The sequence below is a fragment of the Brevibacterium sp. HMSC24B04 genome, assembly GCF_001806835.1.
GTDB classification, from domain to species: domain Bacteria; phylum Actinomycetota; class Actinomycetes; order Actinomycetales; family Brevibacteriaceae; genus Brevibacterium; species Brevibacterium ravenspurgense.
Window position 1 is genome coordinate 118256 of record NZ_KV786082.1, and the last position, 18252, is coordinate 136507.

Here is an 18252-nt window from a genome sequence, read left to right on the forward strand (position 1 = left end):
GACGACCATAATGGAGCCGTACGATTCACGCGGAGAAGGGACTTTCATGGGCTTCGCTTTCCTCGTCATTCTGGTTGCCGGCGGCGCTGCTGCGTTCGCCATTGCTCGCAGCAACAAGAAGAACGAAGAGGCGGCTCGGCAAAGTGAACTCGCAATCGTTGCCAAAGCGTCAGAAGAGGATGTCACGCAGTTCGGTGAAGAAGTTCGGGCCCTTGACCTAGAAACCGCAGGTGTTGATTTGGGTGACGGCGGCCGTCAGGACTACCAGAAGGCCATCAGCTGCTATGACCTTGCGAAGGACCTCCTGGACAAGATCACTCGTCCCGAAGATATCCGCCACGTGACAGAAGCCCTGGAAGACGGCCGCTATGCCGCCAGCTGTGTGCGTGCCCGCGTAGAAGGCAAACCGCTGCCCACCCGCCGTCCGCCGTGCTTCTTCAACCCGCAGCACGGCCCCAGTGTCGAAGACATCGACTGGGCGCCCGCTGGCGGTCAGCCCCGCCCCATTCCCGTCTGTGCCGCAGACGCCGAACGCGTTGCGGTCGGGGCTGAACCGTCAGTGCGCAAAGTGACTCTTGCCGACGGGATGTCGCGCAGGGCCTACTGGGAGGCAGGCCCTGCCTACGCCGAATACAATCGCGGCTACTACTCGAACTACGCCAGCTCCGGCATGCTTCCCGGTGTGCTCATGGGTGCGATGCTCATGGGGCCGATGATGGGCGGCATGGGAGCCTGGGACGGTTCCTACGCCGATGGTTACCAGGACGGCCTGGCCGCTGACGGTGGCGCGGGCGATGCCGGGGACATGGGCGGTGACATGGGCGACTTCGGCGGAGGCTTCGGCGATTTCGACTTCGGCTTCTGATTGACTGGTATCGGGAATCAGAAGGAGAACAGTGGAAGAAGTCTGGATTCGCGACGACAGCATTCGCCTAGGTCAGGTGCTCAAACTCTCTGGCTTCGTTGAAGACGGAGTCATGGCCAAAGAGCTCATTCAGGACGGTCAGGTGTTCGTCAATGGCGAGCTCAATTCGCGGCGCAGCTCAAACGTCAATGTCGGCGATGTGATTGCTGTTCCCGCTCTTGACATCGAATTCACCATCACACGCGGCTGAGCCGTTCGACAGCTTCACGCGGTGGAGCGTTTACAGCGTTGCGCATCCGCTGAGCTCTCAGCTGACTTCAGTCGAGCATGCCCGGTGCGTCCCACAGGGGCGACCACTTTGACGTGTCTTCTTCAAAGCGAAGATCAGCGCCGATTGCTGCTTTGATGTTGAACTCTTCGGCGTTGTCGCGTCGGTGAGGTCCCGTCTGCACAAACGGGTAGAACGTCCCGCGCTTGTACAGGTAGACGAGTGCCGCGCGTGTGCCGGAGGGTGTGCTGAAGTACAGTGATGAGCACAGCAGCATGGGGCCGAAGCCCGCGTTCTCAATGGAGCTGTTGACTGCGTGCAGGTTTGTGACCAGGCCGGGGATGTCGCGTGCCTGGTTGCTCAGCACGTGCCACGAATAGCCGTAGCTGTCGTCTTCTGTGCGCACCTGAAGGTCGGCATCTTTGGCGATCAGCGCCGAGGCTTCGCGCACAGCATCCGCCGATGCGCCGCCTTCGACCGCGCGGTAGGCCACTGAGGCAACGCCGGTGGGCGCATAGTCTGTTGCGGCTTCCAGTGTCAGCGCTGCAGGCGGCAGGCCGAAAAGAGCGTCAAGGTTCGGTTTGACCGGTTTGGAGCGGCCCAGAAGAGCGTCGAAGAAACCCATTCCTCACCTCTGTGACAGGTTGCGGGCGATGTCCTGCAGCTGGGCCAGGCGCTTTTCCAGGCTGGGGTGCGTGGAGAACAGCTGTGTGACGGACTTTCCGTTGACCGCGGGAATAAGCGCGAGGTGGTTGGCGGCACCGGCTGCCCGCAGGTCCTGGTCGGGGACTTTGGTCATCTGCCCGGAGATCTTCATAAGAGCGCTGGCCAGAGTGGAGGGCTGACCCGTCAGGTAAGCGGCGGCACGGTCAGCGGCGAGTTCGCGGTAGCGGCTGAGGGCGCGGATGAGCACGAAGCTGATCGCGTAGACGATGGCACCCACGAGCATCATAGCGACCATGACTGCCGCGGCGTTGTTGTTGCGCCCGCCGTAGCGGGCGTACATGCCGGAGCGGACCATGAGGCCTGCGACAACGCCCGTAACACCGGCAACAGTCATGACGGTGACATCGCGGTGGGCAACGTGAGCAAGTTCGTGGGCGAGCACCACTTCGACCTCTGCGGGTTCGAGCGTTTCCAGCAGGCCGCGGGTAACGCACACAACCGAGTGGTCAGGTGAGCGTCCGGTGGCAAAGGCGTTGGGTACGCGGGTGTCAGCGAAGGCAACCCGCGGTTTGGGGGAGTCGGCCAGCTGAGTCAGACGGTCGACGATCGCGTGCAGCTCCGGTGCCTGTTCGGGGGAGACCTCGTAGGCTCCCATGGCGCGCATTGCGAGCTTGTCGGAGGAATACCACTGGAAGAAGAAAGCGCCGAAGCTGATGAGCAGTGCGATCACGACACCGCCGAGCGACTGTCCGAGGATCCACCAGATGGCCAGAATCAGGATGACGTAGATCAGCCCGTTGAGGAAGATAGCCCACCCCATGCGGAGGGACAGTCCGCGGTCTTTGACGAACCTGTTTCTGGCCACTGTGCTCCTTGCGTGAACACGGCGGGCCGGTGCGTCCGGCCCGCCGTGCTGGTGATCAGCCCTGCTGGGCGTCGTTCTCTTCTGCCGTGACTTCGGCTTCTTCCGCGTCCTGGACGTCTTCGAGCTGCCCCTGCGGCTTGGACGCCGGGAGGGAATCGCGCATGCGCTGCAGTTCCATTTCGACGTCGTTGTCGGAGCTCATCGCGGCCAGCTGACGGTCGATGTCGTCCCCACCCGTGCCGCTGAAGTCTTCCAGGGCACCGGTTTCGAGCAGTTCGTTCATTGCGCCGGCACGCGCCTGAAGTTCGTTGGTTTTGTCTTCAGCACGCTGAATCGCCAGACCGACATCGCCGAATTCGTCAGAAATGCCGCTGAAAGCTTCGCTGACCTTGGTCTGCGCTTCGGCAGCGTTGTAATTGGCCTTGAGGGTCTCCTTGCGGGTGCGGAAGGATTCGACCTTCGTCTGCAGGCGCTGGGAGGCCTGCGTGAGCTTCTGTTCTTCCGCCTGCAGGTTCTGGTGCTGTCCCTGAAGGTCTTGGATCTGCTGGGCCAGCCCGGACTTGCGGGTCAGAGCTTCGCGGGCCAGGTCTTCGCGGCCCATTTCAAGTGCCTTCTGCGCCTGCCCCTGCAGTTTGTCCGACTGCGATTCAAGCTGGTTGATCTGCAGTTCGAGACGTTTGCGGCTGGTGGCGACATCAGCAACACCGCGGCGCACCTTCTGCAGCAGGTCGAGCTGCTTCTGGTACGAGTAGTCGAGGGTTTCATTGGGGTTTTCAGCGCGGTCGAGAGCCTTGTTGGCCTTGGCGCCGAAGATCATCTTGATCCGCTGGAAAATGCTCATGAGCGCAGATTACTCCTTGCAGTGACTGCTTGGCACGTATTCTGTCCCAGCCTAACGGTCCCGGCTGAGAAAACCTGAGGTTTCTCAGCCGAGACCGGGATTTCCTGCACTCAGCACCCGCGGTCTCCGGTTGACCAGCCTCCTTCGCAGTGTCTGGCTGACCCGACTGTGAACATGTCAGCCGCGGAAGAGTTTGGCGTTGGCGCTTTCGACATCCGCGTACTGCTGACCGGCCAGAGCGAGCGCCTTCTGAATCTGCGTGAGCGATTCATGGACTTTGGCCTGCACCTGCTGCCAGTCGGCGACAACCGTTTGGAAGCCGGCGGATGCGGTTCCCGTCCAGCATTCCTGCAGGGCGCGCAGCTGGTGCATGAGCCTGTCGACTTCGCTGTGCAGAGTGGCCGCGCTGTGCGAAGCGGTCGAAGCTGCTTGGGTGATGCGTTCGGCGTCGATGTTGATGGTGGACATAAGACTCCTTCGTTGTCGTTGAACACCGGACGGTGTCATAACGACAATGAGCCGAATCGCGCGGGCGTAAAAGACAATAAGAAAGGCTGTGGAAACACGCGAGTGCTTCCACAGCCCTCCGAGCTCAAGTGGCCGCGCCACAAAACCGGTTCAGCCCAGCCGTGTTCCGACCGGAATCGACCAACTCAAGCCGACAGGCGCCTCGTGTGAGGTGCGGCAGCCGGCAGAATCTGCGGGATCAGCGGGCCTTGAGAGAGACCGTGATGTCCTGTGTCTTGCCGCCGCGCACAATGGTCAGCGGCAGATCCTGTCCATCCTTCTGTGCCCGGACGAGAGCCTGCAGAGAAATAGCGGAGTTCACGGTGGTGCCGCCGGCCTTGATGATGGCGTCGCCCTCGCGCAGACCAGCCGCAGCCGCGGGGGAACCGCTTTCGACCTTGGAGACGACGGCAGCTCCCGTCGTGATCCCTTCGTTTTCCACAGAACCGGACGTAATAGTCACCCCGAGGTAGGCGTGCTTGGCCTTGCCCGAGCTGATGAGCTGGTCGGCAATGTAGGTCGCTTGGGTGGCGGGAATCGCGAAGCCGATGCCGATCGACCCGGCCTGTTGTTCGCCGGCGGTCGGCATCGTGGCAATGGAAGAGTTCACGCCGATGAATTTGCCGGCCGCGTTGATGAGCGGCCCACCGGAATTACCAGGATTGACCGCGGCATCGACCTGAATGGCGTTGGTGATCGTCGAAATGTCGGCTTCTCCGCTTGAGCCCTTCTGCTGGGTTGCGACGGGACGGTTGAGAGCGGACACGATGCCGGTGGTCACCGTGTCGGCAAGACCTAGCGGATTGCCCAGCGCCATGACGGGCTCACCGACCTTGAGGCCGTTGCTGTCGCCGATCGGCAGCGGGGTCAGCCCTTCCGGTTTGGTGGACAGTTTGAGCACCGCGATGTCGGTGATCGGGTCGCGTCCGACGATCTTCGCTGCAACCGAAGCGCCGTCGTGGAACACGACGTTGATCTCAGACTGGGCTGAATCACCGGGGGCGACAACGTGGTTGTTGGTCACGATGTAGTCGTCTTTGTACACAAAACCCGAACCGAGAGCTTCGCCTTCGGCGCCGCGGGCCTGGATTGAGACGACTGACTTCGACGCGTCCGCTGCGACTGCCGTCCAGTCGGGGCTGTCAACGGTTTTGACCTTCTGATCGGACGTCGAGGTTTCGATTTCGGACTGCTTTCCGCTGCCGCTGATTGCGCTGGTTGCCGCGGTGACTCCCACTGCGGTGCCGCCGCCGATGAGCGCTGCGATGACACCCGTGGCGATGAGCGCGCCCCAGCCTGGCCCGCGGCGGGCAGACTTGGCCGGGCGCGGTCGGACGGAGGGCAGGCCGTGCGGGCCGGCGGGCGGGAAGCCGCTGGGCTGCGGGGTGTGGTTCCGCTGCTGTTGGGTTCCATAGCCGCCGAGGTGCCCGCTGGCCGGCCCCGGAGCACCTGCTGGGTGGCCGGGCTCAGTTGGGTGGCTTGGGTTCGCCTGCCCCTGCTGCTCGGCAAACGGCGGCTGTGCGGGGCCGCCGTACGGTGGACGTTCGCTGTTTCCGTACCCGCCGTCATAGGGGTTGTTGGGGTGGCGCGGTTCGGTCATGAGCGGTCCTTTCTGGTGGTTTCCGGCAGTACGCCCTCTGGCGGGATGGGCAGGTCGACGCGGAAGGTGGCTCCGCCGCCGGGAGTTTCGTGGACGGAGATTTCGCCCTTGTGGGAGTCGATGATGGCCTTGACGATCGACAGTCCCAGGCCGGACCCGCCGGTTGAGCGGTCGCGAGATGAATCCAGACGGTAGAACCGTTCGAAGACTCGCGGTGCGACTTCGGGGTCGATGCCTTCGCCGTGGTCGCGCACTTCGATGCGGACGCGTCCGGCGGGGAAGCCTTCGAGGACATCGGGGACGATGATGCCTCCCGCACCGGGCGGTGCCAGGGGCTGTTCGACGGAATCCGTCCGCTTGTCCGCGGCCGGCCTGCTGTCGGCGGCTGCGCTCGCAGCTGCCCCCTGCGAGGTGGTGGGAACCTGAGCCTTGCCCTGGCCCTTGTTTTGGGGCTTGGCATCAGCGCGGCTGCCGTCGCGTTTGAATATGCGGACGGGGCCGGTGACGAAATCGAGAGCGCCGCGTGACTGCTTGGCCTCTTCTGCTGTGTCGCCTTCGGTTTCGAACGCTTCGGGGACATCCACGACCCCGACCGCGAAGTCGATTGCGACATCGTCGGCAGTGTGGCGCAGGGCGTTGCCGGCCAGATTGCTGATCACCTGGCGCAGCTTGGAATCCGCCCCTTCGATGAGCGGAAGTTCCGGAGCGTCCTCGCCGTCAAGCCCAATGAAGGAAATGTCTCGGTGCGGTGCCTGCGCTGCTGTGTCCGCCGCCGTATCGCGGACTGCGGCAGCCATGTCGACGGGGCCGATTTCTGCGCGGCGCTCGCTGTCGAGCCTGGCCAACACCACAAGGTCTTCGACGAGGTCGCCCATGCGGATGGATTCTGCTTCGATTCGGCCCATGATCTGGGCGACGTCTTCGGGTTTCTGCACGGCACCCTGCCGGTAGAGCTCCGCGTAGCCGCGGATGGTGACAAGCGGGGTGCGCAGTTCGTGGGATGCGTCAGACACGAACTGCCGGATGCGCTTCTCAGAGGCTTTGCGCCCGTCGAAGGAGTCCTCAATGTGTCCGAGCATGGTGTTCAGCGCACTGGACAGACGACCGAGTTCGGTGGAGGCGGGGTATTCCGTGACGCGCTGCGATAGATCGCCGGCGGCAATGCGGGAGGCGGTTTTTTCGATGTCGCGCAGCGGTCGGAAGGTGTTGGTGATGGCGAAGTAGCCGACACCGCCGACGATCGCCAGGGCGAGCACCCCGATGCCGATCATGGTGCTGCGGGCGTAGTCGCTGATTTCGTCGATGTCTTTGTCGAACGGCAGTGCGATCGCCACGAGCATGTCGGAGTTCTTCAGCGGCAGCGTGCGCACGCGCCACTGCGAGGTGCTGCCGGGCACCGTGAACGGCTGGCTGCGGTTCTCGGCAACTGTCTGTGCGTTGACTTCCGGCAGGTAGGGGACGTTGGTTTCCGACGGGGCGACGGGGTCGTAGGCTTTGCGGCCGTCTGCCGTGTAGAACTGCACGTAGTAGGTACCCGGCAGCATCGAGCTGATGATCTGGTCCTGCGATGTGGTCTGCAGGGGTGTGTGCGTCATGACTTCGTCGGCGGCTCTGATCGCCAGGGCCTGCGATGTCGAGACCAGCCGCTGGTCGGTGCGCTCGATGAGGGACGCGCGCAGGTTCTCCAGTACCCATGCGCTGGTGCCGGTTAGCACGAGCAGCATGAGGGTCATCATGATCGCCAGCAGTTTGCCGGTGAGCGACCAGTCTTGCCACAGGACGTGGGATGAGCGGCGCTGAGCTTGAGTGGTCAAGGTGAGTGTGCTTTCCAATGCAAAGGGGCGAGCCTGCCGGTCCCGCCCCTTGGTGATGCATGCTTATTTGGCGTCTGCGGTTCGCAACATGTATCCGACCCCGCGTTTGGTCTGGATCATCGGAGTCCATTCGACGTCGATGGGGTTGCCCGCTTCGTCCGTCGTGGGGGCCACGTCGATCTTGCGGCGCAGGTACGAAATATAGGATTCCACGATTCCGGTGTCTCCGCCGAAGTCGTATTCCCACACGTGGTCGAGGATCTGCGATTTCGACAGCACCCGGTTGGCGTTGAGCATGAGGTAGCGCAGCAGTTTGAATTCGGTGGGGGACAGGTCGATGAGGATGCCCCCGCGGCGAACTTCATGGGTGTCGTCGTCAAGTTCGAGTTCGCCGACTTCGATGACCGCGGTCTCTTCTTCTTCCGCCGCGTGGGTGCGGCGCAGGACTGCGCGGATGCGGGCGACGACCTCTTCGAGGCTGAACGGCTTGGTCACGTAGTCGTCGCCGCCGACGGTCAGACCCGTGATCTTGTCCGAGGTGTCGTCGCGAGCGGTGAGGAATACCACCGGGATGTGGAAGCCGGCCTGGCGCAGGCGGCGGGTGACGGTGAAGCCGTCCATGTCGGGCAGCATGACGTCGAGCACCAGCAGGTCCGGCACCTGCTGTTCGGCAAGGCGCAGAGCTTCGGCGCCGTTGGCTGCTGAAATCACTTCGAAGCCTGCAAAGCGGAGGCTGGTGGACAGCAGTTCGCGGATATTGGGTTCATCGTCGACAACGAGCAGGGTCGCTTCGATTTCCTGCGCGTCGTGGCTGGGGGTCATAGGAGTCGTCATGGAATCAGTCTCCTCTTCAAGTCTGGAGGTTTGCTGGAAGATTCCTGAATGCCATTGTTGCACAAATCACACGGTGAATGCGCGGTTTTCTGCGGGAGTGCGCGCACTCGGCCCAGGTCTCGGACAGGCAGTAAGCGGCGTTCACAGAAAAGGGCTCGGAGTCTAAGAGGATTCTCAAACTCCGAGCCCTGGAAGCCCTTTGCTGATCAGCGGAAGCCGGCCGAAATGGGCGGGCCGAACCGGTGCGGATCGGCGTGGTTCCAGTCTTCAGCCCAGCTGCGGCGAGGAGTGCCCAGCAGCTCACCCGGTTCAAGCCAGTCGTACGCTTCGGCGTAAGACTCAACGCGCGACTGCGACACCCGGCGGAAGATGTGCGACGGGCGCAGCTGGTCGGGGCTGTCGAGGCCGATCGTGGCGATCATCTGTGCCGTTTCGGCAACCGTTGACTTGTGGTAGTGGTACACCTGCTCGGCCTTGTCGTCCACGTCGAGCCCGCGGTACAGGCGAGGGTTCTGCGTGGCAACACCGGTGGGGCACTTGTTCGTGTGGCAGCGCTGAGCCTGAATGCAGCCGGTTGCCATCATCATGGCGCGTGCTGCCAGGCAGTAGTCAGCACCCTGGGCGATGCGGCGGATGATGTCGGTGCCGGCCACGATCTTGCCGGCTGCGCCGATCTTGATGTGCTGACGGATGCCCGCACCCACGAGCGCGTTGTGCATGAGGATGAGGCCCTCGGTCAGCGGGGTGCCCACGTGGTCCTCGTATTCCAGTGGAGCGGCACCCGTGCCGCCCTCCGAACCGTCGACCACGATGAAGTCCGGCAGGATGCCGGTTTCGAGCATTGCCTTGACGATGGCCAGGACGTCGGTGCGCAGGCCGACGCACAGTTTGAATCCGATCGGCTTGCCGCCGGACAGTTCCCGCAGCTGACCCACGAACTGCATGAGCTCGGTGGGGGTTGTGAACGCCGTGTGCGATGGCGGCGAAATGCAGTCCTTGCCGGGCTCGACACCGCGGGCTTCAACGATTTCAGGGGTGATCTTTTCGGCCGGCAGAACACCGCCGAGGCCGGGCTTTGCTCCCTGCGAGAGCTTGATGAGAACACCCTTGATGTTGGGGTGGACGACCCTCTGCGAGAACATTTCGGGGTTGAAGTTGCCTTCCGGTGTGCGGCATCCGAAGTAGCCGGAACCGAACTCCCACACGATGTCTGCGCCGGATTCCAGGTGGTAGCGGGTGACGCCGCCTTCGCCGGACTCCTGGAAGAAGCCGCCCTTGTAGGCGCCGCGGTTCATGGCGCGCACGGCGTTGACGGACAGAGCGCCGTAGGACATTGAGGCGATGTTCAGCAGCGATACGTCAAACGGCTGGGAACACTGCGGACCGCCGATGACCACGCGGTGTTCGCCTTCGGGACGCTTGCCGGGGACAACGGAGTGCAGCAGGTATTCGTAGCCGGAGTCGCGAACTTCGAGTTCCGTGCCGAACGACTTTTCGGCGTGGATTCCCTGTGCGCGTTCGTAGATGAGGGCGCGGGCATCGGCGTCATAGGGGCGGCCGTCCCAGTTCCTTTCCACGAAGTACTGCTGGATCATGGGGCGGATCTCTTCCATGAGGTACCGCATGTGACCCAGCAGGGGGTAGATGCGCAGCACGGCCAGGCGGGGCTGGATGACGTCGTAGATGGCCAGTGCGAGCAGAGCGGCGAAGACGACGACGGCTATGAGCCACCACAGAGAGTGGAGAACTGCCAGTGCGATGCTGCCGAGGAACAGCAGTGCGACAGCTGTGATCGTGAGAATGGCAAACATGGGTACAACGTTACCGCCCGCTGGTGACTTTGAGGCTGTCGAGGTGGCCGCAATTTCGCCCGTGTCTCACCGTGCTCTTGACTGACGTGCTTCGGCTTGCTGTCGGGGGAGTCTTGCCTTGTGGGCCCGTGTTGACTTAGATCAGGGCCAGCCCTCACGATGATCCGGTGAATCGGAACTTTGTTTTGGGTCTGCTCATCACGCTGGTGTCATGCTTTCTTTTCGCGATCTGCGCACCTTTGGGCAAGCTCATGTACGCGGGTGATTGGACGCCGGGGCCGGTGACGTTTGTGCGTCTGGCCGGCAGCTGCCTCCTGCTTGCGATTCCGATGTTCATTCAGATGCGCGGCCGCTGGCGCGAAGTGTGGCAGGTCCGCTGGTATGTGCTGACCTACGGTGTTGTGTGCATGGCCGGTGTGCAGCTGCTGTTCTTCTTGGCGGTTGAGCGCATGAGCCCGCCGATTGCGCTGCTTCTGGAGATGACGGCGCCGCTCATGATTGTGCTGTGGGTGTGGGCCAGCACCCGCTTCCGCCCGTCCACCCTGACATTCATCGGTATTGTCGCCGCCGCGGTTGGTCTGCTCATCATTCTTGATCCGCGCGGATCGTCAGTTGATCTGCTCGGTGTTTTCTACGCGCTGTCGGCAGCCGTGTGCTTGGCGGCGTTCTTCGTCATGTCCGCCAAGGCTGACCTCAGCTTCCCGTCGGTGACTCTGATCTGCATCACGATGGGGATTGGCGCGGTTGTGGTTGCCCTCATCACCGCTGTGGGCATCATTCCGGCCGGCATGACAACGCAGGACCTCGTTGCGGGCGGCGTTCTTCTTCCTTGGTGGGTGGTTGCGCTGGCTCTGCTTCTGTGCACCGGCGGGGCATACACGACGGCGGTTGTGGGTGTGCGCTACGTCGGGTCGACCATTTCGAGCTTCTTGAACCTGGTTGAGGTTCCGATGTCGGTGGTTATGGCCTGGATTCTGCTGGGTGACCTGCCGGTGGCGGTGCAGGCGATCGGCGGTGTGTTTGTGCTCCTCGGAGTGGTCTTCGTCAAGCTCGGTGAGAATCGGCAGGAGCGTCGCCGGGTCATTGCCCGCACGAACGTCCACCCGGAGACTGCCGAAATGCACTTGGTTGTCGAAGAGGAGGCGCCGGAGGACTGACCGGTTCTGCCCGGGTCGGTCCCCAAATGCCGAGGTGCCGCTGGCGCGGGCCTGCTCTGTTCCGGTTCTGTTCTGGTCAGGCGCTGCTGATGGTGTAGCTGTAACCCTGTTCTGTGAGGAACCGGCGGCGGTGGGCGGCGAACTGTTCGTCGACTGTTTCAGCTGCGACAACCGTGTAGAAAGATGCCGCTTGGCGGTTTTCTTTTGGTCTGAGGATTCGGCCGAGCCGCTGTGCTTCTTCTTGGCGTGAGCCGAAGGAGCCGGACACCTGGATGGCGACGGAGGCCTCGGGCAGGTCGACGGAGAAGTTGGCGACTTTCGACACGACGAGCACTTTGATTTCGCCGGTGCGGAAAGCTTCGTAGAGCCTTTCGCGTTCAGCTTCGCCGGTTTTGCCGGTCAGCACCGGTGCTCCCAGTTCTTCGCCGAGCTCTTCCAGCTGGTCGAGGTACTGGCCGATAACGAGCACCTGCTGGTCGCGGTGGTTTTCCACCAGGCGGCGCACCACGGGGAGTTTGACGTCGCTGGTGGCCGCCAGCCGGTAGCGGTCTTCGCCTTCTGCGCTCGCGTAGGCCACCCTGGTTGAGCGGTCCAGGCGCACGCGCACTTCTTCGCAGTGGGCGGTGGCGATGTAGCCGGCGGCTTCGATTTCCTTCCACGGAACTTCGAACTGTTTGGGGCCGATGAGGCTGAACACTTCGTCTTCGCGGCCGTCTTCGCGTACGAGCGTAGCTGTCAGGCCCAGGCGGCGGCGCGCCTGCAGACCAGCGGTCAGCCGGAAGACGGGTGCGGGCAGCAGGTGGACTTCGTCGTAGATGACCAGGCCCCAGTCGCGCGCATCGAGCAGCTCTAGGTGCAGGTAGGAGCCTTTGCGGCGGGTGGTGAGCACTTGGTAGGTGGCGATGGTGACCGGTCGGATCTCTTTGACCGCACCGGAGTATTCGCCGATTTCGTCTTCCGTCAGGCTGGTGCGGCGCAGCAGTTCGGCCTTCCACTGTTTGGCGGACACCGAATTGGTCACCAGGATAAGCGTCGTTGTGCTCACCTGTGCCATGGTCGCGGCACCCACAATGGTTTTTCCGGCACCGCAGGGCAGGACGACTACACCGGATTCACCGCGCATAAAGGTCTGCACGGCTTCGTCCTGGTATGGCCGCAGGTGCCACTCTTCGGCCCCCGCGCCTTCGCGCTCGCCCTCATCGGTGCCGCTGGAGCCGCCCGCCCCCTCGCCGGAGCCGGGAGAACCAGCGGAGCCTGGCTCCGCCTCGTGATAGTTGAGGTCGATGGCGTGCGCTTCACCGTCGACGTAGCCGGCGTGGTCGGCCACCGGGTGACCCAGTTTGAGCAGGCGGAACTTCAGTTCGCCGCGTTCGGAGGGGTACACCTCGACGGTGCCGGGGTCGATCCGGGTGCCGAAGATTCCCTGCATTTCCGGCTGTTCGGCCAGGTTGTCCAGCAGCGCGGTGTCGGAGGATTCGAGAACCAGGCCGTGTACGGGCGAACTGGTCAGCACCAGCACGCCGAAGCGGTCCATGAGGTCGACGATTTCCAGCAGGAGTTCGTGCGGGACGGGGTATTTGGCGTATTCGAGCAGGGTGTCGATGACGGATTCGGCGTCGTGGCCGGAGGCGCGCGCGTTCCACAGTCCCAGCGGGGTGATGGTGTAGGTGTGAATGTATTCGGGTGTGCGCGCCAGCTGGGCGAAGGGCGCGATGGCCGCTGCTGCTTCGGCCGCGTCGGGGTGGCCGGATTCCAGAAGGATTGTGCTGTCGGACTGGACGACGAGGGGACCTGTCACTGAGTGCCTTCCTCGGCGGGGGTGACGCTGATGATCCGCGACAGTGAGGCGGCGATTTCGCTGCCGTTGCGGATTCCGCGCACTCGTCCGCCGGTGATTGCGGTCGGGGTGAGCGTGATGGTGGTGCTGCTGCCGTCGGCGCGGGCCAGCGTGACGGCAACACTCTGCTGCCGGTCGATGGCGCTGCGCAGAATGCCCGAGGTGGATGCCGGGTCGCCGTCATCTGCTTCAGCGCTGCTGCGCACCCCGGCAATGTAGCGGTCGAGGTCTGCATCGGCAATGCGGGCTGTCCGCCGGGTGACGGCGGGCGCGGTTTGCTTGGGCGCGCGCTGCGGCTGTGCCGTGGGCGCTTCCGTCAGGGTCGATGTGCCAGCGCCCTCCAGCAGGACGCGCAGGCGGTCGGAGCTGATGCCGGCCAATGCGACGGTGGGGGCCACGCGGGTCAGCTGGGCTGGGATGAGCAGCGGGTCGGCCAGGAGGGCGTCGAGTTCGTCGGGGTCGTCGACGATGACTGCGCCGCGGGCGCTGGCGACCTGCACGCGGTTGAGTCTGGAGGCAACTCCGTCGATGAGGAACTCCAGTGGCTGCGGCACTCCGGTCGAGGAACATTCGCGCAGTGTGTCAACGATGTCGGTGCGGCTGAGCCCTGTGTGCAGGGCTCGTTCGATGCTCTTTTCGGTGAAGCGGTAGACGGTGCCCTGGCCGCGGGTTTCGATGTCGGCGAGCGAATCGAGTTTCTGCGCCAGGTCGGGGTGGACGGGCCCGGTGGCGACCGCGGTGAGGTCGGATTGGATGACGACGGTTTCGGCGTAGTCGGGCAGGAGTTCGCCGATGGTTTCGGCGAAGTCGGCTGGCACCGTGGCGGCTGAGCCCGCGTAGTCGAGCGGCTGTGCGGCCGCCGGCAGGGATGTGTTCAGGTGCTCGGCAAGCGCGCGGCCCAGAGGGGTCAGCCCGTAGGAGTCGGGTGCGGTCAGGGGAGTGGCGACGAGCCCCAGGAATTCCGCCTCACTGAGCATCTGGGCCAGTGTTTCACGGTTGAACGCCGGTGCTAGGGGATAGCGCCACTGGAGGGCCGCCGTGAGGTCGGTCAGCCGGATGCTCGGTGTTTCTGCGGTTTTCTGGTCTGCCGAGTTGCCTGAATCTGCCGAGGTGCCGGTCGAGGTTCCGGAGTCCGGTTGGGGGAGCGGCACCTCGGGAGAGAGGAGGGAGCGCAGCAGTCGGAAGCGAGCCGAGCGGACCGGCGGCAGGGCCGAGGGGTGGCCGCCATAGGGGTTGGCGGTAGTGGGTTTGACGACGGAGTTCAGCGGGTGCACGCGGTCGCCGCGGGGCGTGTGGCCGGCGGCGATGTGGGTGATGTCTTCGCCCATGTGCAGCCAAGCGCGCACGAGTGCAGCGTGCAGGCTGCCGCGGTCGGTGCGCTTGAGAATGTCGTATTCGCTGGTGGGCAGCCACACCGGGTCGATGCTGGAAGTGTCGACGCCCACCAGGTTGAGTGCGCCGCACAGTTCGAGCACGAAGATCGTCTGCGCGTATTCGAGGTCGAGGGCGGAAGCCAGTCGCTGGACGTCGCGTTTGCCGACACCGCCGGACATCAGCTGGCTGGGCGGATCGGCCTCGATCGCCCGGACGGCAGCGGCAACTGTGCCGCCCGCGGCACCTGCGGCCGCAGCCTGGGCGTTGAGGGCAACAGATTTGGGGATTGGGGTGAGGACTGGTTCGTCTGGCCGTGAGTATTCCGTCCACTCCGGCGGGCGGGCAGATTCTGCTGCCGAGGTGGGAAGCAGGGCAATCGCTTCGGATTGGAAGCCGAAGAACTCGGCATCACCGGGGGTGCCTGCGGCTGTGTCTTCTGTGCTGTTCTGTGCGGGCCACAGCAGGCCCAGAAGAATCAGACGGTCCAGGACATCTGAGCTTGCTTCCAAAGCAGAGCGGGGAACAACAGGATCAACGCGGGCAGCCTTCGCCGCGCGCAGAGCGGTCTGCAGCTCTTCGGCATTGAGCGCCTCCATGGCAACCGCGACCCCTTTGCGGGTGGAAGCCGAACCGGCCAGGCGAGCAAGTGACGCTGTGTCGGTGCGCACCAGATCCCGCCGGGTGCGGACAAAATCCGCAAACCAGTCGGCCGGGGCGGTGGACAGCCACGCGGTGAAAGTCTGAAAGCCCTTCATCCCTACGAGTCTAGACGGAGCACAGAAAGCCGGCGGTTAGAATGGGTAGTCGACCCCGTCGGCAGAGCCACAACACCGAAAGGCCCACAGTGACAACAAGCACGAACGAACAGCGCACATCGTGGACGCTGATCACCGCGCTTGCGCTCATGCTGCTGGGCGCAATCGCCCTTGTCGTGGTGATTGTGCAGGGCCTGACCGTCGGCCACCCATCGAAGGTTCTGACCTGGGTGGGAATGATTGCCCCAAGCGCATCGTTCATCCTGTTCCTGGCGTGGCTGATCACCGCGATCTTCCGCCGCCGCACCTAGAGCGCACACTCACTCCGGCGCTCCGGGCAGACCGGCCAGAACAGACAGGCCGAACCCGGTGCGGACAGAGCAGACAGGAACACCCGCGGGCACCTCGCCCGCCCAGCCTCCCAGGCACACCCCAACAGACAAGCGGAGCTGACCGGCACCTCGTGAGGTTCGGCCCGCAGCAGACCAACAGACGCGCACGCGAGTGCGCACAGAAACAGACGCGCACGCGAGTGCGCACAGAAAAGGACAGACAATGCCCACTGGACGCGTGAAGTGGTTTGACTCAGACAAAGGCTTCGGCTTCGTCACAGGAGACGATGGCGAAGAGTTCTTCATGCACTCGTCGTCACTGCCCGACGGCGTGACCGTGCACAAGGGATCCCGCCTGGACTTCGACATCGTGGATTCCCGCCGCGGCCGTCAGGTGCTGCGCGCACGACTGCTGGACGCTCCGCCGCGCGTGCGCCCCAACCCCGAAAAGACGGCAGATATGATTCAAGATGTCATCTCGATGCTCGATGACACGCTGGCTGGACTGCGACAGGGCCGCTACCCGGACGCGGAATTCTCCGCGAAAGTCGCTGAGGTCCTGCGCCACGTAGCCGACGATCTGGAGGGCTGATGACCAGCTGCTACGCCGAATGGAGGGCCTCGCTGGGGGAGATCAACCCCACGTTGGCTCAGGCGGTCGACACTGCGCGCGCAGCGATCGCCGAAATGACGGACGAAACGTCTATCGGCGAGCACCTGGGTGTTGTTGCCGAAGGCGCCTACGCCGCATCCCACATCTTCGAATGCCGCACACCCGGCTACCCGGGCTGGTACTGGACGGCGATTCTGGCGCTGGTGCCCGGGTCTGAGACCGTCACGGTCTCTGAAACAGCGCTGCTGCCCGGCGAAGATGCGCTTGTCGCACCGGACTGGGTGCCGTGGAAGGACAGGCTGCGCCCGTCGGACATCGGCGCTCGCGATGTCCTGCCGAAGGTCGAAAACGATCCGAACCTTGAACTGGGACTTGAGCAGGTCAAGGTCGAACCTGAAGACAACATCGACCAGATCCCCAACTTTGAATTCGGTCTGGGTCGCAAGCGCGTGCTGTCACGCGACGGCATTGCAGCTGCTGCTGCCCGCTGGGCCGAATCCGATTCCGGGCCGGACTCCGAATACGCGGTCGAGGCGTCTGCCAAGTGCCGCACATGCGGTTTCCTTATGCCCATTGCCGGGTCGGTACGCACCCAGTTCGGGCTGTGCGCCAACGCGGCATCGCCGTTTGACGGGCGTGTGGTGTCACTGAGCAACGGCTGCGGCGCACACTCAGAAACTGACGTCCGCCGGCACGACGACGACACCGCCGAACCCGTCATCGACGACCGCCGCGAAGACTTCGAAATGGTCGCTGCGGGTGCTGGTGATGCTGGCGATGGTGAGTCTCGTGGTGATGAGTCCGGCCGTGAGGTGAGTGGCGCCTCGGGTGGTGACGGCGCCTCGGCAGATGCCGGTGCCTCGGCAGATGCCGGTGCCTCGAACGAAGGCGATGATGCTGAGCGCTGACGCCCAGGTGTGGGCGACCGTCATTGCGTTTGTCGGTCTGGTGATCGGGTGTGCCGGCATCATCGTGCCGGTTCTTCCGGGGTCGCTGCTGAACCTGGCTGTGCTGATCGGCTGGGGTGTTGCGGTGAACTCGACCGCGGGTTGGGTATGCGCTGCGGTCGGGATCGTCATGACGGTCATAGGCGTAACGGCCTCATGGGTGCTGACGGGAAATCGGCTGAAGAAGCTTCAGGTGCCGAACCGGGTCATTGCAATAGCCGCGCTCAGTGCTGTTGTCGGCATGTTTGTTCTGCCTGGACCGGGGCTGCTCGTCGGCTTTGTGGTTGGCCTGTTCATTGCTGAATGGGTGCGGCATTCGACTGCCGGTGAAGCGCTGCAGACCACAAAGGGCACCCTCGTTGCCGTTGGCATTGGACTGGGCATTGAGCTTCTGTGTGCCGGTGCGGCTTTTGTGTCGCTGACAGTCGGCACGTTCTTGCACTTCACCACTGTGTGAGCCGGGTGCGGGGGGCGGCGTGTAGCCCAGCCCAACCGGTGGCGCGCGCCCAACTCTCTTGGCGCCTCGTACCGTGAGCCCTCTCAATCCTTCCGGCACCTCGTCCCTTCGGCCCTGCAGGGTCCGTCCCGACCCTTCCGGCGCCTCGTACTTTTCAGGGGGACACCGGTTAGCAACAGATCCACGCTTTAGCAGTGGTTGCTAAGCCGCAGATTCCGGCTAAGGGGTGTCTGCTTGCGGCTAACGGGTGTTTTTGTTGCTAACGGGTGTGTTAGCAGGCCGGTAGTTCGTCCTGTGAGTGCCGGAGGCGGGTGGGGCCCAACCCAGCCGGTGGTGCGTGCCCAACTTTCCCGGCACCTCGTCCGGTGAGTGAGCCCTCCTGACCCTCCCGACCCTTCCGGTGCCTCGTATTTTTCAGGGGGACACCGGTTAGCAACAGATCCACGCTTTAGCAGTGGTTGCTAAGCCGCAGATTCCGGCTAAGGGGTGTCTGCTTGCGGCTAGCGGGTGTTTTTGTTGCTAACGGGTGTGTGCAGGCCGGTAGTTCGTCCTGCGAGTGCCGGTGGCGGGTGGGGCCTAACCCGGCCGGTGGTGCGTGCCCAACTCTCTTGGCGCCACGTATTTTTCAGGGGGACACCGGTTAGCAACGGATCCACGCTTTAGCAGTGGTTGCTAGTGTACTAACCGGGGACGTTGGTTGAGTTTGTGT

The 18252-nt window shown here is 63.7% G+C and carries 17 protein-coding genes; 7 read left to right on the top strand and 10 right to left on the bottom strand.

From position 1 onward, the window contains the following. The first annotated feature begins 10 nt into the window (after positions 1 to 10). Together HMPREF3092_RS03625 and HMPREF3092_RS03630 are read left to right on the top strand one after the other, a co-directional pair. Entirely contained in the window at positions 11 to 865 is an 855-nt protein-coding gene (locus HMPREF3092_RS03625) for a hypothetical protein (RefSeq protein WP_256174373.1), read from the top strand. 31 nt (positions 866 to 896) lie between these two features. After that, positions 897 to 1115 carry an RNA-binding S4 domain-containing protein gene (locus HMPREF3092_RS03630; protein ID WP_019175754.1) on the top strand — a complete coding sequence of 73 codons (219 nt, stop codon included), beginning with the start codon at positions 897 to 899 and terminating at the stop codon, positions 1113 to 1115. Between the two features lie 67 nt (positions 1116 to 1182). On the opposite strand, the gene HMPREF3092_RS03635 is transcribed toward HMPREF3092_RS03630, so the two are convergent. The 8 genes from HMPREF3092_RS03635 to HMPREF3092_RS03670 form a co-directional block, all read right to left on the bottom strand. Beyond that, positions 1183 to 1758, bottom strand: coding sequence for a PspA-associated protein PspAB (locus HMPREF3092_RS03635; RefSeq protein WP_062020538.1), 576 nt, complete (start codon positions 1756 to 1758; stop codon positions 1183 to 1185). 3 nt (positions 1759 to 1761) lie between these two features. After that, entirely contained in the window at positions 1762 to 2664 is a 903-nt protein-coding gene (htpX, locus tag HMPREF3092_RS03640) for a zinc metalloprotease HtpX (RefSeq protein WP_062020536.1), read from the bottom strand. Positions 2665 to 2719: 55 nt separating this feature from the next. Further along, on the bottom strand, positions 2720 to 3505 hold the full coding sequence (locus HMPREF3092_RS03645) for a PspA/IM30 family protein (protein WP_062020533.1): 786 nt from the start codon (positions 3503 to 3505) through the stop codon (positions 2720 to 2722). 177 nt (positions 3506 to 3682) lie between these two features. Then, the gene (locus HMPREF3092_RS03650) at positions 3683 to 3973 is read right to left on the bottom strand and encodes a WXG100 family type VII secretion target (RefSeq protein WP_019175750.1); all 291 of its coding nucleotides are present in this window, start codon (positions 3971 to 3973) and stop codon (positions 3683 to 3685) included. A gap of 238 nt (positions 3974 to 4211) precedes the next feature. Next, on the bottom strand, positions 4212 to 5612 hold the full coding sequence (locus HMPREF3092_RS03655) for a S1C family serine protease (RefSeq protein WP_070423866.1): 1401 nt from the start codon (positions 5610 to 5612) through the stop codon (positions 4212 to 4214). Next, positions 5609 to 7426 carry a sensor histidine kinase gene (locus HMPREF3092_RS11570; RefSeq protein ID WP_070423867.1) on the bottom strand — a complete coding sequence of 606 codons (1818 nt, stop codon included), beginning with the start codon at positions 7424 to 7426 and terminating at the stop codon, positions 5609 to 5611. The genes HMPREF3092_RS03655 and HMPREF3092_RS11570 overlap by 4 nt, the downstream gene beginning before the upstream one ends. Before the next feature lie 63 nt (positions 7427 to 7489). After that, a complete protein-coding gene (locus tag HMPREF3092_RS03665; protein WP_370919315.1) occupies positions 7490 to 8260 on the bottom strand; it encodes a response regulator transcription factor in 771 nt (256 codons plus the stop codon). 206 nt (positions 8261 to 8466) lie between these two features. Continuing rightward, positions 8467 to 10071 carry an FMN-binding glutamate synthase family protein gene (locus HMPREF3092_RS03670; RefSeq protein ID WP_070423868.1) on the bottom strand — a complete coding sequence of 535 codons (1605 nt, stop codon included), beginning with the start codon at positions 10069 to 10071 and terminating at the stop codon, positions 8467 to 8469. 167 nt (positions 10072 to 10238) lie between these two features. On the opposite strand from HMPREF3092_RS03670, the gene HMPREF3092_RS03675 reads away from it, so the two are divergent. Further along, on the top strand, positions 10239 to 11228 hold the full coding sequence (locus HMPREF3092_RS03675) for an EamA family transporter (protein ID WP_083274234.1): 990 nt from the start codon (positions 10239 to 10241) through the stop codon (positions 11226 to 11228). 76 nt (positions 11229 to 11304) lie between these two features. Here HMPREF3092_RS03675 and HMPREF3092_RS03680 read toward each other — a convergent pair whose 3' ends face one another. Next, entirely contained in the window at positions 11305 to 13026 is a 1722-nt protein-coding gene (locus HMPREF3092_RS03680; protein ID WP_070423869.1) for a DNA repair helicase XPB, read from the bottom strand. Then, entirely contained in the window at positions 13023 to 15194 is a 2172-nt protein-coding gene (locus HMPREF3092_RS03685; RefSeq protein ID WP_070423870.1) for a helicase-associated domain-containing protein, read from the bottom strand. Before HMPREF3092_RS03685 ends, HMPREF3092_RS03680 begins: the two co-directional genes overlap by 4 nt. Before the next feature lie 89 nt (positions 15195 to 15283). Between HMPREF3092_RS03685 and HMPREF3092_RS03690 the strand changes: the two genes are divergently transcribed. From HMPREF3092_RS03690 to HMPREF3092_RS03705, 4 genes are all read left to right on the top strand, one after another. Continuing rightward, entirely contained in the window at positions 15284 to 15505 is a 222-nt protein-coding gene (locus HMPREF3092_RS03690; RefSeq protein WP_061942042.1) for a hypothetical protein, read from the top strand. 244 nt (positions 15506 to 15749) lie between these two features. Continuing rightward, a complete protein-coding gene (locus HMPREF3092_RS03695) occupies positions 15750 to 16118 on the top strand; it encodes a cold-shock protein (protein WP_019175741.1) in 369 nt (122 codons plus the stop codon). Then, entirely contained in the window at positions 16118 to 17047 is a 930-nt protein-coding gene (locus HMPREF3092_RS03700) for a DUF3027 domain-containing protein (protein WP_070423871.1), read from the top strand. The genes HMPREF3092_RS03695 and HMPREF3092_RS03700 overlap by 1 nt, the downstream gene beginning before the upstream one ends. Beyond that, the gene (locus HMPREF3092_RS03705; protein WP_176745686.1) at positions 17034 to 17543 is read left to right on the top strand and encodes a DUF456 domain-containing protein; all 510 of its coding nucleotides are present in this window, start codon (positions 17034 to 17036) and stop codon (positions 17541 to 17543) included. The genes HMPREF3092_RS03700 and HMPREF3092_RS03705 overlap by 14 nt, the downstream gene beginning before the upstream one ends. Positions 17544 to 18252 lie beyond the last annotated feature (709 nt).